This is a genomic window from Gaetbulibacter aquiaggeris (assembly GCF_044003965.1).
Classification (GTDB): Bacteria; Bacteroidota; Bacteroidia; order Flavobacteriales; family Flavobacteriaceae; genus Yeosuana; species Yeosuana aquiaggeris.
This window is the reverse complement of the sequence record NZ_JBAWKC010000003.1, coordinates 46410-68841: the sequence shown is the minus strand read 5'-3', so window position 1 is coordinate 68841 and position 22432 is coordinate 46410. Positions and strand designations below refer to the sequence as shown.

Below are 22432 nucleotides of genomic sequence, written 5' to 3'. Positions count from 1 at the left end.
AATAATTTACTAACTGTAAAAACCTTTTATTTCAATAATTATTGTATTTAATTGCAAGAATACAACAAACTCAATAAGTATAAAAAAAGCTCAAATACCAGATGTATTTGAGCTTTTTACAATTTAAAAACTTCTAGAGTTCCCTCCTATTGTCATCGGAGCTTGTATCAATTAATTTATTGTAAGGATCTACGCCAACTTCAGTGGGTTTCTCATCAACAATAATGGTTAATTTATTATTAATAGTGGATATTTTATGTTTCTTTAAATATAAGACTTTTTCTTTCTTTTTTCCATCAACTTCTTCCTCTGTGAACACACCAATATCAATGTAATCAGCCAAAAGGACCGATAGTTCCGGTTTTTTCATGTTTTCAGTTTGATAACTTAAGGTATCCCCTACTTTATAACCATAGTATTTTCTACCTTTTTCATTATTTCTATATTTACTCACATTGAATTCAATTTCTACTTCATATTTACCGTTATCCAATGCTTTTGAAGACACATCAACAATCCTGTTAGAGTATAATGTAATGGTTTCAAACATATCTTTGATAACGTATTGCAAACTATCTGGTGTCGCCTTTTTAATATAATCAACCATCTCAACAGAGGTAGTATATGGCGGTTCTTGAAATTTTACTTTTTCCACGTAGCTTTTCAAAGCATTATTTAAAGTATCCTCACCTATATAATCACTTAAAGCATAAAAAACCAAAGATCCTTTTTGATAACGAATATAACCCTGACCATCATTATACATGAGTGGTTTTTCGCGTTTTGTTTCAAAGGTTCGCTGCGTTAAATAATCATCCAAGGCTTTCTTTAAAAACTTACGCATTTTAGTTTTCCCTTGTTGATGTTCCAGCACTTTTAAAGCAACATATTCAGACAAACTTTCAGATAACATGGTCGCACCTAAAACATCAGCTCCAATAACTTGATGTGCCCACCATTGATGAGCTACTTCATGAACAGTAATAGCGAAAGGATAATCAACACCACCTTCATCTGTATCATCAACATCTGCTATAAAACCAACCCCTTCAGAAAACGGAATTGTATTAGGAAATGATTGTGCAAAACTTCCGCTGGTTCTTGGGAATTCAATAATTCGTGCCTGTTTATGCTGATATGGGCTAAAGTTTTTTGAATTATAATCCAGAGAGGCTTTCATACCAGCCATCATTCTATCTAAATTAAACTCATGCCCTTTATGATAGTATATTTCTAAATTTACATCATGCCACTTATCTTTTTTAACTTCATATCTGGCTGAATTAAATGCGTAGAAATTCAATATTTTACTGTCCATTTTATAATGAAAGTACCGTCTGTCACCTTCCTGCCATTCCTTTTGTAAATACCCTGGTGCAATGGCTATCTGATCTGGAGAAGTACTAACGGTAGCTTCAAAATCAATCCAGTCTGAATCTTTTGAAATATAGGTATTTCCTAATGCCGTGGAATCTGTAGGTTCTGGTTTTAAATCATTTTCAGGTAAATCATATTTTTTTCTGACTTCATTATCCTGTAATTCAACGCTACTATTATACCCAAGTGATGGAAACATTTGAAAATTATTAATAAATGTTCCATTATTTAATACGGGTGAATTATTTCGCAATAAAGTATTCGGCTTATTGTTTACCTTAAAAATTAATTTTAGGGTGTCTCCTGGTAATAGGGCTTCTTTTAATTTGTAAATATTGAAATTAAAAACAGTATCATTTAAGACTAGATCATTTGGCTTATTAAATTCAAAAGTACTCGGATAATCATTATAATTTAGAAAAATACTATCAATGGCAACTTTAGATTTGTTAACCATAATGTAGGAACCATCGGCATCAAAGTTTAACTCCTTTGGAAAAATATTAACATTGCAATTTACCGCTGTTATTCTTGGTTGAATAGCATTTTCATATTTCTTATAAGTCTTCTCCCAGGTTACTGCACGTTTCTCTTGATCTTTTGAAGAGGTCCGTTCATTCATAATATTATTTTCATAATAAATAGTAAATCCTAAACTTAAATAGGCAATTAACCCTGCTATAGAAATAATTAAAACAGGTCCTTTAAAACGTGACTTTGCAATGATTATTCGCTCTTTAAAAGAATGAGGCAAGCCTCTTACCCAAAACAATGCCGACAGACATAATAATACTAAGCCTCCCAAAAACCAGTAGAGTCTATGAATAAGATATGGAGTCTCTGTAGACCCATAACTATTCATATCTGAATATTGAAAACCTGGAGCTTGATTGTATTTAAAGATGGCTTGTTCTATACCTGCAAAGGACAAAAACGGAATGCCAATGGAAATCACTAACATTACAAATAAACCTAGATATGGATTCCCAATGAGTATCTGAATAAACAAGGATAAAAAGGCCCAAATTGCAAATCCTATAAAATTTAAAACATACAGTTCATACAAATAGTGACCGATTTCAAAATTATAATAACCATTATAAATTTGAATCGTCATACCACCAATCATAATCACTAAAAGTAAGATGGCCTGCATTTTTAACAAGGCTATTAATTTTGACAGCAATAAAGTCCAGTCAGGAATGGGCGTCACATCAATAAGATGGTTCATATTATCAATCTTACCCCTATGCACTAACATTCCCGCGTATAAAAAAGTGAGAATATTAATAAACAGCGAAAAACTATTACCCGGAAGTAGCAGCATTTCCCATGTAACGGGTAAGGTTTTAGTACCAAACAGTTCACCTAACGCGGTTGCCGAAATTAAAATAAAAATCAACCCCACTAAAACAATACTAATAAAAGGCCAGCTTTTTATAATATACTTTAAATCTATATTTGATAATTTCCAAGTGATCTTTAAATTTTGAAGAAATGAAAAATCAAAAGCAACTTTTGGTAAATGAATTCTGGTAATACCACCAAAATTACTTTTGGTAGATCGTTCTCCTTTTGGTTTTCTTAATGAAAATGACATCGCGTTTTGGCTAAAGGTAAAAAAGCGAAATACTAACGCAAAAATAGCAGAAGCTATTCCCAGCCAAATCAATCTGTTATAAAGAATTACTCCTTTTACTGGTAGCATCATCTCATTCTGCTCAGCAACGGTCCAGTAACGGGTATAATAATTCGCCGCCTCACCTCCAAAAGGATCTAAAAGCGAAGAAATAAGTCTGTTTTCGGGATCAGACAACAAATTAGCGACGATACCTTGAATCAACATTAATAAAACAACTACGATAAACCCTGCCGCTATGTTTCTGGTAAAAGTTACTACTGCAAAAACTATAGCTCCAAAAAGAAATATATTAGGTATGATATAAACAAAATAGGCTTGCAAATAAGCCATTAACATGATGGGGCCAACAATATCTTCATTAGTTCCTGGCAATCTGAATCCTACTATCATTCCTAACCCAATAACTAATGTAATGATGGTTACAACTGTAATTCCGGACAAAAATTTAGCAAAAAGGTAATCAACTTTGGAAAAAGGATAGGAGTATAAAATAGTATGCATTTCGCTTTTATAATCTCTATAAATAGAAACCCCGATAATGGAAGGGAAAAGGAAGAAAATAAAAGTAGTCAATCCATTAAATAGTCCTACAACGCCAATCGGAGAATTTACAATTTTTGAAGAACCTGTAGATACTGTTAGAAAATCAAAAATACCAGCCGAACTTGCCGAAAGAAACAATGACAATAATAAAAATATGGCCATGTAAATGTAAAAAGCAGGTTTTTTAAACCAGTACTGTAATTCGTGTTTGTATATAGTAGAAAACATGTATTATTATTTTTTTAGTGAGAAAGATTGCAATAATTAAACAAGAACAGGCTCTTCTTTTAATGCAATAAAATACACATCATCTAATTGCGGATTGGCTTCTTTAAAACCATCTGCTGGTTTTTCTAATGAATAAACTCTAATATTTAAAGTGTTATCTTGATTATAATTTGATGAAAGCACTTTAAATGTAGCTTCCATATTTTCTAGCTCATCACGCTCTATAATTTTTGTCCAGATTTGCCCTTTAATTTCATTGGTGGCTTCTATTGGAGTGGTATGTTTTAAAATTTGACCTCCATTTAATATAGCCATTTCATGACATAATTCTTTAACATCATCTACAATATGGGTTGAAAATATAACGGTACAATTAGTTCCTACTTCACGCAAAACATTTAAGAATCTATTGCGTTCTGCAGGATCTAAACCAGCCGTGGGCTCATCAACAATAATTAATTTTGGGTTATTCAATAATAACTGTGCTATCCCAAAGCGCTGTTTCATACCTCCAGAATATCCGGCGACTTCCTTTTTCCTGACGTCATATAAATTGGTAATTTCTAAAACTTCTTTAACCAATTTTTGTCGGTCACTTTTTGATTGAACCCCTTTCAGTGTTGCGAAATAATCTAATAATCCTTCAGCAGACATTTTTGGATAAACTCCAAAAGACTGAGGCAAATAACCTAACACTTTTCTTAAGGCCATTTTATCTTCCAATACATTAATATCTCCAAACATAATAGAACCAGAGTCAGGACTTTGAAGCGTCGCTATCGTTCTCATTAAAGTTGATTTTCCTGCGCCATTTGGACCAAGTAATCCAAACATACCGGTTCCAATTTCTATATTTAAATTATCAATTGCTTTTACACCATTTTTATAGGTTTTGGTTAAATCTTTAATGATTAGCTTCATGCTTTTGGTTTTATATAAGTTATTAATTGGTTGATAGGTGTGAAAATAGTCAATTTTGTTACAAAATATTGAATATCGAATAGCAAAAACTAAATAAATCACAGTATTTTTACATAAATTAATTGAATAAAAACACCAATATATCATGTCAAAAAAATCAATTTTAAACAAAAAGTCAATGGCTTTTTTAGAAGCCTATTTAAATAATGCCGCTCCTACTGGATATGAATGGGATGGACAAAAATTATGGATGGATTATTTAAAACCCTATGTTGATGAGTTTATCACTGATACCTATGGAACGGCCGTTGGGGTCATTAATCCTAAAGCAAAATATAAAGTAGTGATTGAAGGTCATGCCGATGAAATTTCATGGTATGTTAATTATATTTCTGATAACGGCTTAATTTATGTCATTCGTAATGGCGGTAGTGATCACCAAATTGCACCAAGTAAAATTGTGAATATCCATGTTAAAGATGGCATTGTAAAAGGCGTTTTTGGATGGCCGGCTATTCATACCAGAGACAAAGGAAAAGAAGAGCCTCCCAAACCCGAAAATATATTTATTGATTGCGGCTGTAAAACAAAAGAGGAAGTAGAAAAATTAGGAATACATGTTGGATGTGTTATTACCTATCCGGATGAATTCCATATTCTGAATAAAGACAAATTTGTTTGTCGCGCGTTGGACAATCGTATGGGTGGATTTATGATTGCTGAAGTAGCCAGATTGCTTCATGAAAATAAAAAAACATTACCGTTTGGATTGTATGTTGTAAACTCCGTTCAAGAAGAAATAGGTTTACGTGGTGCGGAAATGATTACTCAAAACATAAAACCAAACGTGGCCATTGTAACAGATGTCACTCATGACACTACAACACCAATGATTGAAAAGAAAATTCAAGGTGATTTAGAAATGGGTAAAGGACCGGTAATAGCTTATGCGCCTGCAGTGCAACAAAAACTGCGTGATTTAATTACGGATACTGCAGTCGCTCATAAAATACCCTTTCAGCGTAATGCCTTGTCACGTGCTACCGGAACAGACACGGATGCCTTTGCTTATAGCAATGGTGGTGTAGCTTCAGCCTTAATTTCATTACCCTTGCGTTATATGCACACAACTGTAGAAATGGTACATAAAGAGGATGTCGAAAACGTTATCAGATTAATTTATGAATCCTTATTAAATATGAAAGACGGTGAAACTTTTAGTTATTTCAAGTAATAAATAGTTAGATTCCTGCAAATGCGGGAATCTTTTTTAACAGATAATATGGAAGACGAATATATAGACATTGTAACTAAGGAAGGCAAACCAACTGGTGAAAAAGCCTTAAAATCAGATATTCATTCTAAAGGTTATTATCACAATACAGCGCATGTTTGGTTATATACTATCAATGGTGAAGTTCTTTTAGCACAACGTGCTGCAACTAAATCTGTTTGTCCACTTTTATGGGATGTTTCTGTCGCCGGGCATGTGGATGCTGGCGAATTCATTGTTCATGCCGCCATTAGAGAAGTAAAAGAAGAAATTGGTTTAGATCTTGATACTAATGACATGAACAAAATCGGTATTTTTGATTGCTTTCAATGTTACCCAAATGGTATTATAGATAATGAATTTCACCATACCTTTATAGCTCAATTAAACCTGCCTATAAAAAAATTAATACCTCAAGAAGGAGAAGTTGAAGATTTAAAATTAGTAACACTTGATGCCTTCCAGGAACTTATAAATAACATTGGTAAGAACAATCATTTTATACCCAGTAACAAGTCTTATTATGAATTTGTGTTAAATAGTATCAAAATGACTTTATAACTATTTTATCAAAACTTAAATCTTCCTTCTAAATCTAGTATTGGTATAAATTCTTTAATACCAATAAGAAAATGGTCTCCTCAATCACGATTAATGTTGTTGTTTATCCACTGACTATCTTATGTTTTAAAAGCAATTTCAAAGTTTTTGATGATGAATTTACTATGAAAGATATATTATAATCTTTATCTTTATAGTTACTAAAAATATCATTTTTATGAATTTTAAAGTCAGTGTGAATTCTAATTTAGAATTAGATATTTCTTCAGAAGACATTACAAAACTAGATGTTATAAAAATTTCAGGTCACAGTTACCATCTTCTTCATAATAACAAATCCTATCAATCTGAAATAATAAGTTCCGATTTTAACTCAAAATCATACGAAGTAAAAATCAATAATAACTCGTATCATATCAGCATATTAAATGATTTAGATATGTTAATAAAAGATATGGGCTTTTCAATTGGAACTACCAAACATATCGATTTAATAAAAGCACCAATGCCTGGACTTATATTAGAGATTAATGTAACTAAAGGACAAAAAGTTAAAGAAAATGACCCCTTATTGATTCTTGAAGCCATGAAAATGGAAAATGTTTTGATATCTCCAAGAGAAGGTATTATTAAATCGATTTCAGTAAAAAAAGGAGATCCTGTAGATAAAAATGCCCTATTAATTGAATTTGAATAATATGAAAAAAATATTAGTTGCCAACCGTGGTGAAATAGCGATTCGTGTTATGAAAACAGCACAAAAAATGGGTATTAAAACGGTGGCTGTATTTTCTACGGTAGACAGAAATGCGCCTCATGTAAGGTTTGCTGATGAAGCGGTTTGCATAGGTGAACCACCCTCAAACCAGTCCTATTTAAGAGGCGATAAAATTATGGAGGTAGCATTAAAATTAAATGTTGATGCCATTCATCCCGGTTATGGTTTCTTAAGTGAAAATGCTGATTTCGCAGAGTTATGTGAACAAAATAATATCATCTTTATAGGACCACGTTCAAAAGCTATAAAAATTATGGGTAGCAAATTAGCAGCCAAAGAAGCTGTTAAGCACTATAATATTCCCATGGTTCCAGGTATTGATGAAGCTATTACTGACGTTTCAAAAGCAAAAAAAATTGCTAAAGAAATTGGATTTCCTATATTAATTAAGGCATCCGCTGGTGGTGGTGGAAAAGGCATGCGTATAGTAGAAAAAGAAAGTGATTTAGAATCACAAATGAATAGAGCTATCAGTGAAGCAACCTCGGCTTTTGGAGACGGCTCCGTATTTATTGAAAAATATGTGACCTCACCAAGACATGTTGAAATTCAAGTTATGGCCGACAGTCATGGCAATGTACTGCACTTTTTTGAACGTGAATGCAGTATTCAAAGACGGCATCAAAAGGTTATTGAAGAAGCCCCATCTGCCATATTAACACCAAAATTAAGACGTGAAATGGGTGAAGCCGCCATAAAAGTGGCTAAATCCTGTGATTATTTAGGTGCAGGTACGGTTGAATTTTTAATGGATGCAGACCATAATTTCTTTTTTTTAGAAATGAATACTAGATTACAGGTAGAACATCCGGTATCAGAAATCATTGCTGGTGTTGATTTGGTTGAACTTCAAATTAGAGTGGCGCGAGGTGAAGCTTTAAAAATGAAACAGGAAGACTTAAAGATTCATGGCCATGCGCTGGAATTGCGCGTTTATGCTGAAGATCCTTTAAATGACTTCTTACCAAGTGTTGGCCATCTAGATGTTTATAAATTACCTATTGGTAAAGGGATTAGAGTTGATAATGGCTTTGAGGAAGGTATGGATATACCTATTTATTATGACCCTATGCTATCTAAATTAATAACTTACGCTAATACACGCGAAGAAGCAATTCAGTTAATGATTAAAGCAATTGATAATTATCACATCAAAGGTGTACAAACAACCTTGCCTTTTGGCAAATATGTTTTTGAGCATGAAGCCTTCAGGTCTGGAAAATTTGATACTCATTTCGTTAAAAAATATTATTCAGCAGAAGTTTTAAAAAAGCAAACTGAAGCGGAAGAAAAATTAGCAGCTCTTATGGCTGTAAAGAAATATATGGAAGACCAAAAGTTAGTGCGATTACCAAATAAATAAGCTATGGATTCAAAAATAAACAAGCTAAATAACCGAATTGCCTTAGCTCATTTAGGCGGTGGACAAGCCCGAATAGATAAACAACATGCCAAGAAAAAACTGACGGCCCGAGAACGTATTGATTATTTATTGGATGAAGGTTCCTTTGAAGAAATAGGTATGTTAGTAACTCACAGGACTACTGATTTTGGAATGGAAAAGGAAATCTATTTTGGCGATGGTGTTGTTACAGGTTATGGAACAGTAAATAGCAGATTAGTATATATATATGCTCAGGATTTTACCGTTTTTGGTGGTGCCCTATCTGAAACACATGCTGAAAAGATCTGTAAAATCATGGATCTAGCGGTAAAAGTAGGTGCCCCAATTATTGGATTAAATGATTCTGGTGGTGCCAGGATTCAGGAGGGTGTGCGTTCATTGGGTGGTTATGCAGATATTTTTTACAGAAATGTACAAGCCTCTGGTGTCGTTCCGCAAATTTCTGCCATCATGGGCCCTTGTGCCGGCGGTGCCGTGTATTCTCCAGCTATGACCGATTTCACTTTGATGGTTGAAAACACCAGTTATATGTTTGTAACAGGACCAAATGTCGTAAAAACGGTGACTAATGAAAGTGTCACTTCAGAAGAGTTAGGTGGTGCTTTTACACATGCCTCCAAATCTGGTGTAGCTCACAAAACATCAGCTAATGACATAGAATGTTTAGAAGATTTAAAGAAATTATTAAGTTATCTGCCGCAAAATAATAAAGAAACCCCTCAAAAACTAAGCTTTCAACTTGAAGATGAAATCAGGGAAGTTTTATCTAAAATAGTGCCTGATAATGCCAATAAACCTTATGATATGCATGATGTCATCAAAGGTATTATTGATGAAGATTCATTTTACGAAATTCATAAAGACTATGCTGAAAATATTATTGTTGGTTTTTCAAGAATTGCCGGAAGAAGTATTGGAATAATAGCAAATCAACCCATGTTTTTAGCAGGGGTATTGGATGTTAATAGTTCGAAAAAAGCCGCTCGTTTTACTCGTTTTTGCGACTGTTTCAATATACCTTTATTAGTTTTAGTAGATGTTCCGGGATTTTTACCAGGGACAGATCAGGAATGGAACGGAATTATTGTTCATGGTGCTAAGTTACTTTATGCATTAAGTGAAGCCACGGTGCCAAGGGTTACAGTAATTACGCGAAAGGCTTATGGCGGAGCTTATGACGTGATGAATTCTAAACATATTGGAGCTGATTTTAATTTTGCTTGGCCAACGGCAGAAATTGCGGTTATGGGAGCAAAAGGTGCTGCTGAAATTATTTTTAAAAAGGAAATACAGGAAGCTGATGATTCAACAGCTAAGTGGAAAGAAAAAGAAACTGAATATGCGGATAAATTTGCCGACCCATACAGAGCTGCCAGACGCGGTTTTATTGATGAAGTCATTCTACCAGAAGATACACGTAAAAAATTGATAAAGGCATTCTCAATGCTAGAAAATAAGGTTGTTGATAAGCCAAATAGAAAACATGGTAATATCCCACTATAATTCAAAAAATTTAAAATAGGGCCTTGAAAATTCAAGGCCCTATTTCAAAATGCAACAATTATTTATTACCTCTTACAGAATTAAATTCACTAGTATCGTACCATTTAGGATAGTAACTTTCATTAGCCAATCGTAGCCCAACTTCATAATAAAGTTGCAAATCCATTTGAATACCACTTAAATCTAAACCTCGATGGTACTCATCGGATGGCTGATGGTATCTATTTTCGCGATAATTATCCTCCATTCTTTTGGCATACGCGATACCTTTTTCTTCATGTTCAAACAATCCTTTTGCATAGAGCGGCGGAATTCCTATTTTGGCAAAATTAAAATGATCTGATCTAAAAAAATTTCCTTTTTCAGGGGTCGGATTTTTAATTGCTTGGCGTCCTTGATTTTCCGCTGCTACTTTTGCATAATCATCCATTTCGGAATGTCCATAACTTATTATCGTTAGATCCTTCATTCGTCCTGGACTTAAAACACCATCCATATTAATATTGGCAACTGTTTTTTCAGGTGGAAATATGGGATGTTCAGCGTAATAGGCAGACCCCAGTAAACCTTGTTCTTCTGCAGTAACGGCAAGAAAAACTATAGACCTTTTGGGAGCTATTCCTTTTTTAAAGGTTTCTGCTATGGCCAAAAGTGCTGCCGTTCCTGAAGCATTGTCCGCTGCCCCGTTATAAATTGAATCACCATTTACAGGTTTTCCAATCCCAAAATGATCCCAATGGGCGGAATAAATAATATACTCCTCTTTTAAATCTGTTCCCGGTAAAATGGCTATGACGTTTTTTGAAATATCACGTTTAATTGTATTCTTTATTTTTACAGATGCCTTTAATCCTAAGGGTACTGGCCTAAAATCCTTATTTCTTGCTAGTTTTTTATAATCCTTTATTTCCGTATTTGAAGCCTCAAACAACTTATTTGCTGAATCATATGTTATCCAACCTTGTATATCTGTAACAGGAGTATTACTACTCAGATTCAATTGGGGTCCAGTATTACTAGATTGTATTACATTCCACCCATAGGAAGCGGGAATTGTTTCATGGATAATAATTATACCGGCTGCTCCTTGGCGTCCTGCTTCTTCATATTTATAAGTCCAACGACCATAATAAGTCATTTCATCTCCCTTAAATAAACTTAAATCTCCAGATTTAAATCCTGGGTCATTGACTAATACAACTGCTGTTTTTCCTTTCCAATCTATACCTTCATAATCATTCCAACCATATTCAGGGGCTACAATACCATAACCTGCAAAAACTAATTCAGAATTCTCTAGATTTACTTCTTCTTCCGCCTTCGTAGTTAATGCTGCAAAATCATCAAAATAAGATAAATTAAAATCTCCATTTGGACCTGAAATAATCATTTTATCTGATACTGAACCAGTAATCTCAATCAGCGGTACATCTTGATAAAAACTTTTTCCATTTCCCGGTTCTAGCCCAAGTTTTGAAAATTCATCTTTTAAATAATTAACTGTTTTAACCTCTCCTTCTGTAAAAGGCATTCTTCCCATAAATTCATCAGAAGATAAACGCTCAAGATGTTTTCCAATCGTGGCCTGGTTAACTTCTAGAATAACATCATCATTTTTTGTTTTCGGCTTGCAGTTAAAAATTAATACCAGAATTAGAAGAAATAAAAGGTTTTTCATAATTTATATTGTTTGAATTATAAAAATAAAACAAGGTCAAGTTATGAAATTTAACTGTTAAAAAAGATTAAATTAAAAATGAACTGTATTAACCTAAATAAAATACCTCCTTCATTAATTCAAATATTATAAAGTTTAAATATTATTATTAGATTATTATTAGATTATTTTTTTAATATCTTTTAAAATATCCGGACGTCTGCTCAGATCAAACTTACGTATATTATGGATTATAATTAAAATCAATAATTTAAAAATTTAACATTTTAATAATGAGTAATTTAAATACATTTGCTCAAATTATATTTTTATAAAATATGACCACAAAAGCCGTTTTACTTTTATTTATATTTAATTCATTATTTCTTAATGATAATCAAACCGGATTACCAATTAGAATAGCCGATTCCAAAATAAAACCATTAACTGAATTATACAGTTACTCAATGCAAAAAAGCCTTGATAAAGAACTTAATGACAATCCTCAATGGAAAAAATTGATTTCACAAAAAAAGATGGCTGTTGGTGTTGTAGATTTAAGTAATGCAAACGACGTTAAATATGCCAACGTTAATGGAGATTTTATGATGTACGCAGCCAGTTTACCTAAGATAGCTATACTTCTTTCATCTATGGATGCACTTGAAAAAGGCGAATTAAAAGAAACATCAGAAATTAAGTCTGATATGCGTTTAATGATTGCTAAATCAGATAATCATGCGGCAACCAGAATGATTAACAGACTTGGTTATGAAAAAATAGAAAGCGTGATGACTGATCCAAAATATATGTTTTACGACAAAGAAAAAGGTGGTGGACTTTGGGTTGGTAAACGTTATGGTGGTGGCGGGGATACTAACAGAGAACCACTGAAACATTTAAGTCATGCTGCAACAGTAAATCAGGTATGCCGATATTACTACTTACTTGCCAATGGTAAATTGGTTAACTATGATCGTTCTAAACAAATGTTAGATATTATGGGAAACCCGGATTTACACCATAAATTCGTGAGCATGATTGAAAAAATAGCTCCTCAGGCTAAGCTTTTTAGAAAATCTGGAACCTGGAAAACCTATCATTCTGATTCCATTTTAGTTTGGGGAACAGATACAAATAGAAGATATATATTAGTGGCATTAATAGATGACCCAAGCGGCGAACAAATTATAAGAAATTTAGTTACTCCAATTGAAAAGGTATTAAAAATATCAAAAGCAAAAACTTAAACCACTTATATTTATTAATTAAACAATGCTCTTAAATACTATTAAAAAAATCTTTGATATCAGGGAAGGAGAATTAAAGATTTCTTTTTTGATGCAAGCCTATATTTTTTTAATAATAACAACACTTCTTATTGTTAAACCAACTGTAAATGCTCTGTTTCTGTCAGAATTAGGAGTTGAAAGTTTACCACTAGCTTTCTTAATAGTCGCATTAGTTGCCTTTCTGAGTTCTTTTTTTTATTATAAAGCCCTTGCCAGTTTTCAATTGAATAAAATTATTGAAACGACGCTGATTATTTCAATCGTTTTATTTACGGGATTAGGAGTTATTTTAAACCTTCATTTTATAAATGTCTGGCTTCTTTACTTTTTCTATGTTTGGGTTGCCATTTATGCAGTCTTATCTGCATCACAATTTTGGGTCTTAGCAAATTTGGTCTACAATGTTAGAGAGGCAAAACGTATTTTCGGATTTATTGGATCTGGAGCTATTTTAGGTGGTATTTTTGGAGGTTACTTAACCTCTATATTAGTGCCTTGGATAGGTATTGAAAATTTAATGTTTGTTGCTGCCTTATTGTTAGCCATTTGTGCTCCCCTACTTCGTCAAATATGGAAACTGAGGGTTCAAAATCTAAATACTTTTAAACAAAAAAAAAGGACTGCTTCAATCGCAGACAAACCTTTCACCTTAATAAAAAACTCGAAACACTTAACTTATATAGCTGGTATAGTAGCGGTTAGTGTCATTGTGGCAAAATTAGTTGATTATCTTTTCAGTGATTTTGCTTCTGCATCCATCTCAGACCCAGATGAACTGGCTTCTTTTTTCGCTTTTTGGTTTTCTACATTTAACCTTATTTCTTTGGCAATTCAATTATTTATCACAAGAAAGATTGTTGGAATTTGGGGTGTTGGTTTTTCTTTAATTCTGCTTCCTTTAGGAATTTTTATTGGTTGTTTATTGTTTTTTGTAATTCCAGAATTAGCCGTTGTAGTTCTTATTAAAGCCATTGATGGCACTATGAAACAGTCCATTCATAAAAGTGCTATTGAGTTGTTATCACTACCTCTATCATTTGAATTAAAGAACAAAACCAAATCTTATATTGATGTTGTTGTTGATAGCATTGCAACAGGTATAGCCGGTTTTATTTTAATTTTTGTAGTGAAAGGATTAGATCTTAATTCTTCATATATAACAGCTATTATAATTTTACTTGTTGGAGTTTGGGTTTATTTTGTTTATAAAGTTAGGATCGAATATTTTAAAACATTTCGTGAAAATTTAGCCGTCATAACAGATAAAACTGAAAAGAACAAAAAACCACTTCCTTCCAAAAATTCAGTTTTAAAAGGAATGAAAACTGTTTTTGAAAATGGTACTGAAAGTCAGATTCTGTTTATGCTAAATAAACTTCAAGAAATTAATGATAAACGCTTTGTGAATGATGTTCAAAAATTATTAAAACATCCATCTGATAAAATTAAAACGGCCGCCATCCAAAACATGTATTTTTTAAATAATGCCACTTTAGTGTCAGAGGTTTCATCATTATTAAAATCAGATAATGAAGACCTGGTTTTGGCTACTTTAGAGTACTTATTATTACATGAAAGCAAGGATAACAGATATTTTTACAATGAATATCTCAATCATGAAAATATTAAAATTGCCAATGCCGCTTTATTATGTTTGGCACGAGAAGCAAAGGATAATCATACTTTAAAACTATCTTTTGAATTAGAAAAACGCATTAGTGATAAAATTGAATTTATCGCAAAAAATCCTAATGATATTTCAAGTATTAAATTCCTATTACGAACTATCGGCAACGCCAACTTTATAAAATATCATTCCTTCATAAAATCTTATTTAGAACACACTAATCCAGAGGTCATTCAATCAGCCATTTACTCAGCAGGTTTAACGATGCATCCACAATTTATTTCTCCTCTATTAAGTTTTTTACCAAATAAACTTTATAGAGAATTTGCTAAAGAGGCCTTATTGAATTTTGGAAATCAATTGTTACCTATCCTATCAGAGAGAATAAAAGGCAGGACTGAGCCGCTTCCTGTTTGCAGAAGTATACCTTTGGTATTTGAAGCTTTTAATTCTCAGGAGTCCATAAAATACCTGTTTCCACTATTACTTGATAGAGATTTAAGTATTCGCTTAGAAGTGATACGTGCCTTAAGTAATATAAAACGTAAATCTCCACGTTTAATATTCAATCAACTCAAAGTGGTGAAAATAATTTTTGATGAATGTAAGTTATATCAAAAAACACTTTCTGCGATGCACACGGAGATTATTCAACAATATCGCAACAGAAGAAAAACAAAGGTGTTGGTAAGTACTGAAGAAAGAGAAGCGAGAGCAGCCTTATTAGACTTACTTGAACATCGGTTAGAATCTGGACTTGAACGAATTTTTAAGTTATTGGGGTTAAAATATCAGCAACAAGATGTTGATATTGCTTATTTAGGCCTTATGAGTGAAAAACACGAAGCGCAACATAATGCTATTGAATTTTTAGATAATTTATTGACCGGCGATTTAAAAAGAACGCTGATTCCTATGATTGAAAATACCGTTCTAGATATAACTTCTGATGAAGTCATTCAAAAAATTCAGCAAAAAATACTGTCTGAATTTGAATGTTTCCAACTTCTCTTAGAGGCAAATGATTTAAGATTAAAACTGGCTGTTCTATACCTTATAAAAATTCAAAACGACTTAAAATATATTCCTTTGGTAGAAAAATGCCTACTAAATGAGGATGAAAAATTAAAAGCATTTGCTTCAGACACAATAATATCCTTACAATCTACTGTCCGCCCTTCTGAATAATTTTGTCAATACTTGCAGCGAGCATCATATGGTCTGTTGCAGAGTTTTTTCTTAAAACATTTGTCATTAAAGCAACCATATAGGTACAATTATTAGGATGCTCAACAATAGCTACAGAATTCATAAAATTACTTACATTGCCCATATATTTTCCACAGGACTCTCCTTTTGTTCTATCGCATTTATACAAGCTACCTGATTTAAAATAAACTGCTGCCTCTTTTAAGGCCGGCGATTGTGCATATCGAATTCTTCTATCCGTCATATACAATAAGCGCTTCATTTCTAAACTGGAAGCCTCGTCAACAATATTTCCCTGTTCCAATTGAATTAAAAATTTCATTAATCCAATAGGAGTGCCGATACTCCCTCCTTTATCGCCTACATATGTGTTGGCTCCTTTAGTAAAAAAACTTCCTAAGCGCCACTCATCCGGAGTAATTTCCAAGGTTCTCAATGGCAGGTTCACAACATCATTTCCTAAATCGGTTAATTCCTTTTTAGGCGTATTTTTAAAATAAGCATCTGCACCTTCTTGCGTTAAATCTGGGTATTCCTTACCAAAAGCATGCATCAACATCACTTCTCTCCAAACAATGCTTGCTGCACCATTATTGCTTACAGAAAGCATGTGGTCTGCCCATTCAAACAGGGTAAATACATCACTCGCAATAACCTGCCTTTTTACTAATTTTTTTGTTTCAATATTATAAATTGGAACGGTATGCTCATCGGTTAAACCCCATACACCAGCCTTCACAGACTTGTTTCTTAATAATTCTAATCGCTTTTCAAAATCATCTGGATAGATTTTAGCCAACTCAGTAAACAAGGCCGTTAAAACGGCTAATTTGCCAACACTTCCCGGTTGATAACCTGCGGTCTCATTTCTTTGTGCAAATCTTGGATGTTCCGGATCAGAAATATCTATAACTGTTAACGAATAACTTTTATCAAGCCCTTTGAATAGCGCGTTAATATCCTTTTGAAAATTCGGGTCTACTTTTAAAAAGCAAATAAGACTATCCTCCTTTTTTGATATCAAATTGAGTTTAATGTCCATATATGATTTCATCGCTCCGGCAGGAAGTTTTGAAGTTTCAACTATTTCCCCGCTTTTTATAAGTTCTAACCGTTTTAATCTTTTTATGCCAGTGCGTTCATAACCATCAATCGGATAGTACTTTGAAACCGTAAAGGCAAAACAAGCCAAAGTTAAAATCAGTAATGGAAGCATTCTTTTCATAACGAATTATAGTTTTTCAGATAATAAAATCTGTTTATTATTATCTATTAAGGGTGTTATTGATTGTAAGTAATCAGAACTTAAAGCTTTTTTGTTTTCAACGAAGGGACGAATTTGAAATAACCACAACTTATTGTTTTGAAATCCAAGCTCAACATCATAGGCGCCCTGATAATCAGAATGTGTTTCCTTAGGTAAGGTTTCTCTAATAGATCTTGCTAAAGCTCTTATTTCATTAATATTTCCAGAATTTAAAATAGGTTTTTCAAAACTGGATATCAGTTTTTCTGTACCTCCTTCTTGAGGTAATCTATTGTAATACATTTCACGAGATGGTGCTAAAAACCGTGTACCACCTTTATTATATATGAGATAGGTTTCCGCTGCCTGTCCATCAACGGCGCCACCTGCGCCTCTGCTAAAGGCTATTGTTAAATCCTCATCAACTCCATTACTTATACCTTTTGTAATTAAAACACCTGAGTAATCAACGTCTACACTTGGTATAACGAGTATTGAAGGAAACACATTTTCAGGATTTAACAAGTATTTTTGACGCCATTTAAAACTGCGCTCGGTATAGGGTGAAGCCCAAACACTTTTAATGCCGTCAATAATCTTATCTTTTTCAACCACATTAAACAAGGTTAAATTCAGTCCGGCGCCCGTAAAATCTTTAAGGTCTTCCATGTTGGTATCGCTTCTTAGAAATACAGGAATATCGCCCAAATCCTTTCCTAATATATTTTTAAAATCAGTTTCAAGTTGGCTAATAAATTCAGGTTTTAAAGGCATCTTTTTTATGGCCTCTCGAAGAATTTCTAACTGGTCTAATTGAAATTTTTCAACGTCAGTTTCTGAAATGTTTTGATTACGCATGTTTTCAGCTTTATCAAACATATCATTCAAAAATTTCCAATAAGACTTGTTTTGATTAGGCATCTCCTGATCCATATGATCTCTGAAAATTCCAAATGGAATGACCAAGCCTTCTACTACCTTTTCAGGAAACATCCTTTTCAATTGACCTAAGTTAGCAGCTTTTGGGCCACAAAGTTTACCGGAATCATTAGCGTCTACTGAACGTAAATTAAGAACCTCATTAACATCCAATCGAACATTTACTATTGGAACTTCTATTTTGTCTGATTTGCGCTCCGTTTTAATAAATAAAGCCTTTTCAACCTCGGTCATGCTACTTTCCAATTTTAAAATAACATTTCCTTTATTAGAAACAGCGTAAAATACTTTTTGACCACTATACACTATTAATTTCTGAAGATTTTCATCAGACAAAGCCGCGTTTGGAATTCCCAAATTTCTGGCCAGTAATTGTACATGAGACACCATATTCCCTTCAGAAACCGTGGCAATACCTGCAACCGGTTTTAAATCTGATGGTGGTCTTTGGAATATATATATCTTATCAGAAGATACTTCAACGGCATCTGGTGATCCAGCAACCACTACTAATTCACCAAAAGCATATCCAGGATTAAGTCCTCTAAAAGAACTTTGATTAGGGATGTCAAGTACTTTGTTAGTAAGTGCAGATTCCTTCGCTATAAAATCACCCAAATCACCCACTGCCATTCCTAAATACAATGCTATAGAACCGCGTATTCTATCGTCAATAAAACCATACGCTTTTGGTTCAAATGCCGTGTAGATATTCACTACATCTTGGTAATTTGCTTTCACCATAGACGAACTCCACTCAACTAAACTTCTCGCATTTTCCAATATAGAAGTAAGTTCTCCTAATGCCATACTAGTATTTTCTTTAAATGGAGTTTTTAAATTGATGTTATCCCATTCATCTAATTCAATATAACCTGCTCCTGCTGCAGCCATTCCTAAATAGCAAATTTTAGATAATATTTCTTGTACATCTTCGGGTTCCCACCTCGGAGCATTTTTAAAAATAATTTCCTCTAATTTAATTGAAATATCAAGTAATTCTAAGCGAACTAGCGGGTCCTTTTCTTTTAATAAAGATGTTCTTATTTCCATTAGCATTTCAGAAGTTCCTGTTATTAACTCAGAAACTGACGTGTTTTTAGATTGGTTTGAGATATAAGTCTTTATTTTCTGGCCAATTTCAGTTTTTGAAACCAATGACTTTTTTGATAAAAGGGATGAAATATCTATAGGTTTATAAAATTTGTTCATGTTTTCAATTAACTCATCCAATTTCAGAGATAGGTCCTTATTTAACTTTGAAGTGTTTTTGGCTTTAAAAGATTTCACCTTTTCTATGTCTGTAAACTCAGGTTGACTATGAATTTTAACTCGCAAATCCATAAATGAGGGGAAAGTATCAGATATGACTTTTGATTGACTTCGTATTAATTGAGACCTATTATCATCTCCGTTATGAGGAATATCTTTTAACGACTGGCGTATTAAAAAATAATTTTTTTCTAAATTATCATCATTTGACAATAACCATTTATAAAAATTTATACCCCAAGCTTCTTCGTCTTCAGACTGTACAGACCCTCTATAAAACTGACCTTTTCTATTGATCCACCCATCATCAACCGATCTTAAATATTTATCTAATTGATATTGCTTTAAACGTGAATGGTTATTTTCTGCATCCCAAAATTCTTCAGTTTGAGTAAATGCCAAAATTTGACCAAGAAAAATATGATTTGTTTTTCCTAATGATACTACTTCATCTTTATAACGCGCATGTTGCAAACCCGGGCCTATATTTTCAGGACATGGATCTTTGGGCTGCCTTAAACTACCGTCGGTACAAAACCAACGAATATCTTTATAGGGACCTCTTATGCTATTTTTATAACTGATAATTTGCTCCACAATTTTCTCGTTACTTATTTTTTGAGAAAATCCGTGTTCAATGGATATAAGGAACATTAAAATAATAAGAAATAATTTTTTCATAACAATTGTTACTTGGGATTAAAAATAATAGTTACTATATATGCAGCAAAATTAACAGCAAACACTTAATTAATTGGTTTTTTATTATTAATTATAAAATACCTTAAAATATACAATAATTATTCAAATGTAATATTCATTTTGAGACCAAAAAAAGACTTATTACAAATAATATTTTATAATAAACGAGGGCAATGAATGGCGCAATTATTTAAATAAAATAGTTTGTGAATTGAACATAAAGGAATCCTTCCATCTTTCAAAACGAGTATCAAATTTTGTAGAAAAAATCAAGTACTGACATTTTTCTAAGCTTTCCGGAGTTCTAGAAACTTCTTCAAAATTGCTGTTTCTAAAAAGAAACTCAGCATCATCCACAATAAACATTTGAAGCTTGTTTAAATTAATACCATTCAGGTAAAATATTTTATTTAATCGCTTAGGGGTTGCAATGACGATATCTGTTCCTAAATATAAATCTTCTCTTTGCAATTCAATGTTATGTTCTTCATAAGCACAATACACTCTTAAATCAGTACCTCTAGTATAGGTTTTAAATTCTGTTTCTAAGTCTAAGGCTGCTTCTTTGTCTTTAACAAAAATCAAAGCCCTTGGGGCCTCTTCAAAGGCCTGACCATTTAATTTTTGAATGACACTTAAAATAATAGCCGTTGTTTTTCCAGCGTTTTTTGGGGCGATACAAAACATACTTAACCCACCTTTTATTTTTGACCAGATTAATTTTTGTAAAGGCAATGGAGATTCAAAACCTTTTTCCTGAAGGTTAATTTTCAAAGGTTCAATGATTTTTTTAAAAGACATATCTATTTATAATAATACTGAGCAAAGATACTCTTTTAAAAGTGCTATTTTTTTATATAAAAAAAGCGTTCATTTATGAACGCCTTTTTTTATGCTATTAATCTGTTATTACAATTAAAACTGTAAATCAGTCACTAAATCAAACTCATCATAGATGGCCTTATCTTTTAATCCATCAAAAAAACTAGCCGAACCATATTTAACATCATATTTAGTTCTGTCAACTTTTAAAGAAGCTGTTGCCTTATTTCCATATATAGAAATAGAAAATGTGATAGGATTTGTTTTTCCTTTTATAGTTAAATCTCCAGTTACAGAATAAGAGTTTTTACCTGTAGCCTTCACGTCAGTAAATACTAAAGATGCTGTTGGATAATTTTCAATTCCAAAAAAATCATCAGACTTTAAATGACCTTCCAGCTTACCTTTATATTCACCTTCTAAATCGGTTACATTAAGACTTGTCATATCCATAACAAATTCTCCACCGATTAATTTGTCTTCATTAAAACTTAATGAACCAGATTTTAAAATAATATTCCCTTCATGAGAACCAGTTACTTTATAACCTTTCCAAACTATTTTACTTTCATTTGCTTTAACTTCTTTCTTTTCAACATCAACTGCTTTAAAAGAGAATGCTACAAATGCTACTAAACCTGCAAGTACTATTTTTTTCATTTTGTTTTTCATTTTATTTTATGTTTTGTAATTTTTTAAGACCTCAAATGTCTTTTAATTATTTGTTTAAATCAAATTGCTATATAAGTAGTATTTGAAATATAATGCAAAGATGTAGAATTTATAGTTGAATAAAAATGAAGTAGTTTATTAAATAATGTTAATCTAGTTTAACATCTGCTATTCAATACTAAGCTGGCTTTTAATTTTACTAAGAAATTCTTTAGAAATTCCAAGATAAGAGGCTATCATATATTGGGGAATACGTTGTTCTATTTTTGGGTATTGTTTTCTAAAATAAAGATATCTGTCTTTTGCTGTAAGGGCGAAATTTCTAACTATACGTTTTTGTGATGCCACAAAAGCTCTTTCAATAATTTGTCTAAAAAAACGTTCAAGCTTTGGTATTTCAGCATATAACTCTTCAATAATATCATGAGAAAACATAGCTAATTCTGTGTTTTCTAAACACTGAATATTAAAATCAGAAGGTGTTTGCGTTATAAAACTTCCTAGGTCTGATGTCCACCAATCTTCAATAGAAAATAAAATAATATGCTCCTGACCGTCATCATCTAAATAAAACATCTTAGTACAACCCGACAACACAAAACATTCATGTTTACATATATCGCCTTGTTGAACTACATATTGTCCTTTTAAATACTTTCTTAGAAATATTTTAGATAATAGAAACTCTTCTTCTGCTTTTGTCAGAATGATTTGTTTTCTTATATAATTTAAAAGTGATTCCATAGGATGTTAAGACAGAACT

At 32.5% G+C, this 22432-nt stretch carries 15 protein-coding genes; 7 read left to right on the top strand and 8 right to left on the bottom strand.

From position 1 onward, the window contains the following. Positions 1-133: 133 nt before the first annotated feature. Complete coding sequence (locus tag V8G56_RS09500) at positions 134-3790, bottom strand: M1 family aminopeptidase (RefSeq protein WP_395438219.1); 3657 nt, start codon at positions 3788-3790, stop codon at positions 134-136. Positions 3791-3826: 36 nt separating this feature from the next. Continuing rightward, entirely contained in the window at positions 3827-4711 is an 885-nt protein-coding gene (locus V8G56_RS09495) for an ABC transporter ATP-binding protein (protein ID WP_395438218.1), read from the bottom strand. A gap of 145 nt (positions 4712-4856) precedes the next feature. Between V8G56_RS09495 and V8G56_RS09490 the strand changes: the two genes are divergently transcribed. From V8G56_RS09490 to V8G56_RS09470, 5 genes are all read left to right on the top strand, one after another. After that, entirely contained in the window at positions 4857-5945 is a 1089-nt protein-coding gene (locus V8G56_RS09490; protein WP_395438217.1) for a M42 family metallopeptidase, read from the top strand. 21 nt (positions 5946-5966) lie between these two features. Continuing rightward, positions 5967-6545, top strand: coding sequence for an NUDIX hydrolase (locus V8G56_RS09485; protein ID WP_395438216.1), 579 nt, complete (start codon positions 5967-5969; stop codon positions 6543-6545). Positions 6546-6762: 217 nt separating this feature from the next. Further along, positions 6763-7242, top strand: coding sequence for an acetyl-CoA carboxylase biotin carboxyl carrier protein subunit (locus V8G56_RS09480; protein WP_395438215.1), 480 nt, complete (start codon positions 6763-6765; stop codon positions 7240-7242). A gap of 1 nt (position 7243) precedes the next feature. Continuing rightward, complete coding sequence (gene accC / locus V8G56_RS09475; RefSeq protein ID WP_395438214.1) at positions 7244-8686, top strand: acetyl-CoA carboxylase biotin carboxylase subunit; 1443 nt, start codon at positions 7244-7246, stop codon at positions 8684-8686. A gap of 3 nt (positions 8687-8689) precedes the next feature. Next, the gene (locus V8G56_RS09470; RefSeq protein ID WP_395438213.1) at positions 8690-10231 is read left to right on the top strand and encodes an acyl-CoA carboxylase subunit beta; all 1542 of its coding nucleotides are present in this window, start codon (positions 8690-8692) and stop codon (positions 10229-10231) included. A 58-nt stretch (positions 10232-10289) separates the two neighbouring features. Here the strand turns inward: V8G56_RS09470 and V8G56_RS09465 are convergent, their stop codons facing one another. Continuing rightward, complete coding sequence (locus tag V8G56_RS09465; RefSeq protein ID WP_395438212.1) at positions 10290-11909, bottom strand: M28 family metallopeptidase; 1620 nt, start codon at positions 11907-11909, stop codon at positions 10290-10292. 317 nt (positions 11910-12226) lie between these two features. Here V8G56_RS09465 and V8G56_RS09460 point away from each other — a divergent pair, with 317 nt between their 5' ends. Both V8G56_RS09460 and V8G56_RS09455 read left to right on the top strand, forming a co-directional pair. Continuing rightward, positions 12227-13138, top strand: coding sequence for a serine hydrolase (locus V8G56_RS09460; RefSeq protein ID WP_395438211.1), 912 nt, complete (start codon positions 12227-12229; stop codon positions 13136-13138). Between the two features lie 25 nt (positions 13139-13163). Beyond that, on the top strand, positions 13164-15995 hold the full coding sequence (locus tag V8G56_RS09455) for an Npt1/Npt2 family nucleotide transporter (RefSeq protein ID WP_395438210.1): 2832 nt from the start codon (positions 13164-13166) through the stop codon (positions 15993-15995). On the opposite strand, the gene V8G56_RS09450 is transcribed toward V8G56_RS09455, so the two are convergent. From V8G56_RS09450 to V8G56_RS09430, 5 genes are all read right to left on the bottom strand, one after another. Beyond that, on the bottom strand, positions 15973-17241 hold the full coding sequence (locus V8G56_RS09450) for a serine hydrolase (RefSeq protein ID WP_395438209.1): 1269 nt from the start codon (positions 17239-17241) through the stop codon (positions 15973-15975). The two genes, V8G56_RS09455 and V8G56_RS09450, sit on opposite strands and share 23 nt — an antisense overlap. 6 nt (positions 17242-17247) lie before the next feature. Then, positions 17248-20154 carry a PEP/pyruvate-binding domain-containing protein gene (locus V8G56_RS09445; protein WP_395438208.1) on the bottom strand — a complete coding sequence of 969 codons (2907 nt, stop codon included), beginning with the start codon at positions 20152-20154 and terminating at the stop codon, positions 17248-17250. Positions 20155-20361: 207 nt separating this feature from the next. Then, a complete protein-coding gene (locus V8G56_RS09440) occupies positions 20362-20949 on the bottom strand; it encodes a DEAD/DEAH box helicase (protein ID WP_395438207.1) in 588 nt (195 codons plus the stop codon). 141 nt (positions 20950-21090) lie between these two features. Further along, positions 21091-21657 carry a YceI family protein gene (locus V8G56_RS09435; RefSeq protein ID WP_395438206.1) on the bottom strand — a complete coding sequence of 189 codons (567 nt, stop codon included), beginning with the start codon at positions 21655-21657 and terminating at the stop codon, positions 21091-21093. A 180-nt stretch (positions 21658-21837) separates the two neighbouring features. Next, positions 21838-22413: a Crp/Fnr family transcriptional regulator gene (locus V8G56_RS09430; RefSeq protein ID WP_395438205.1), complete on the bottom strand. Its 576-nt coding sequence runs from the start codon at positions 22411-22413 to the stop codon at positions 21838-21840. Positions 22414-22432: the final 19 nt, after the last annotated feature.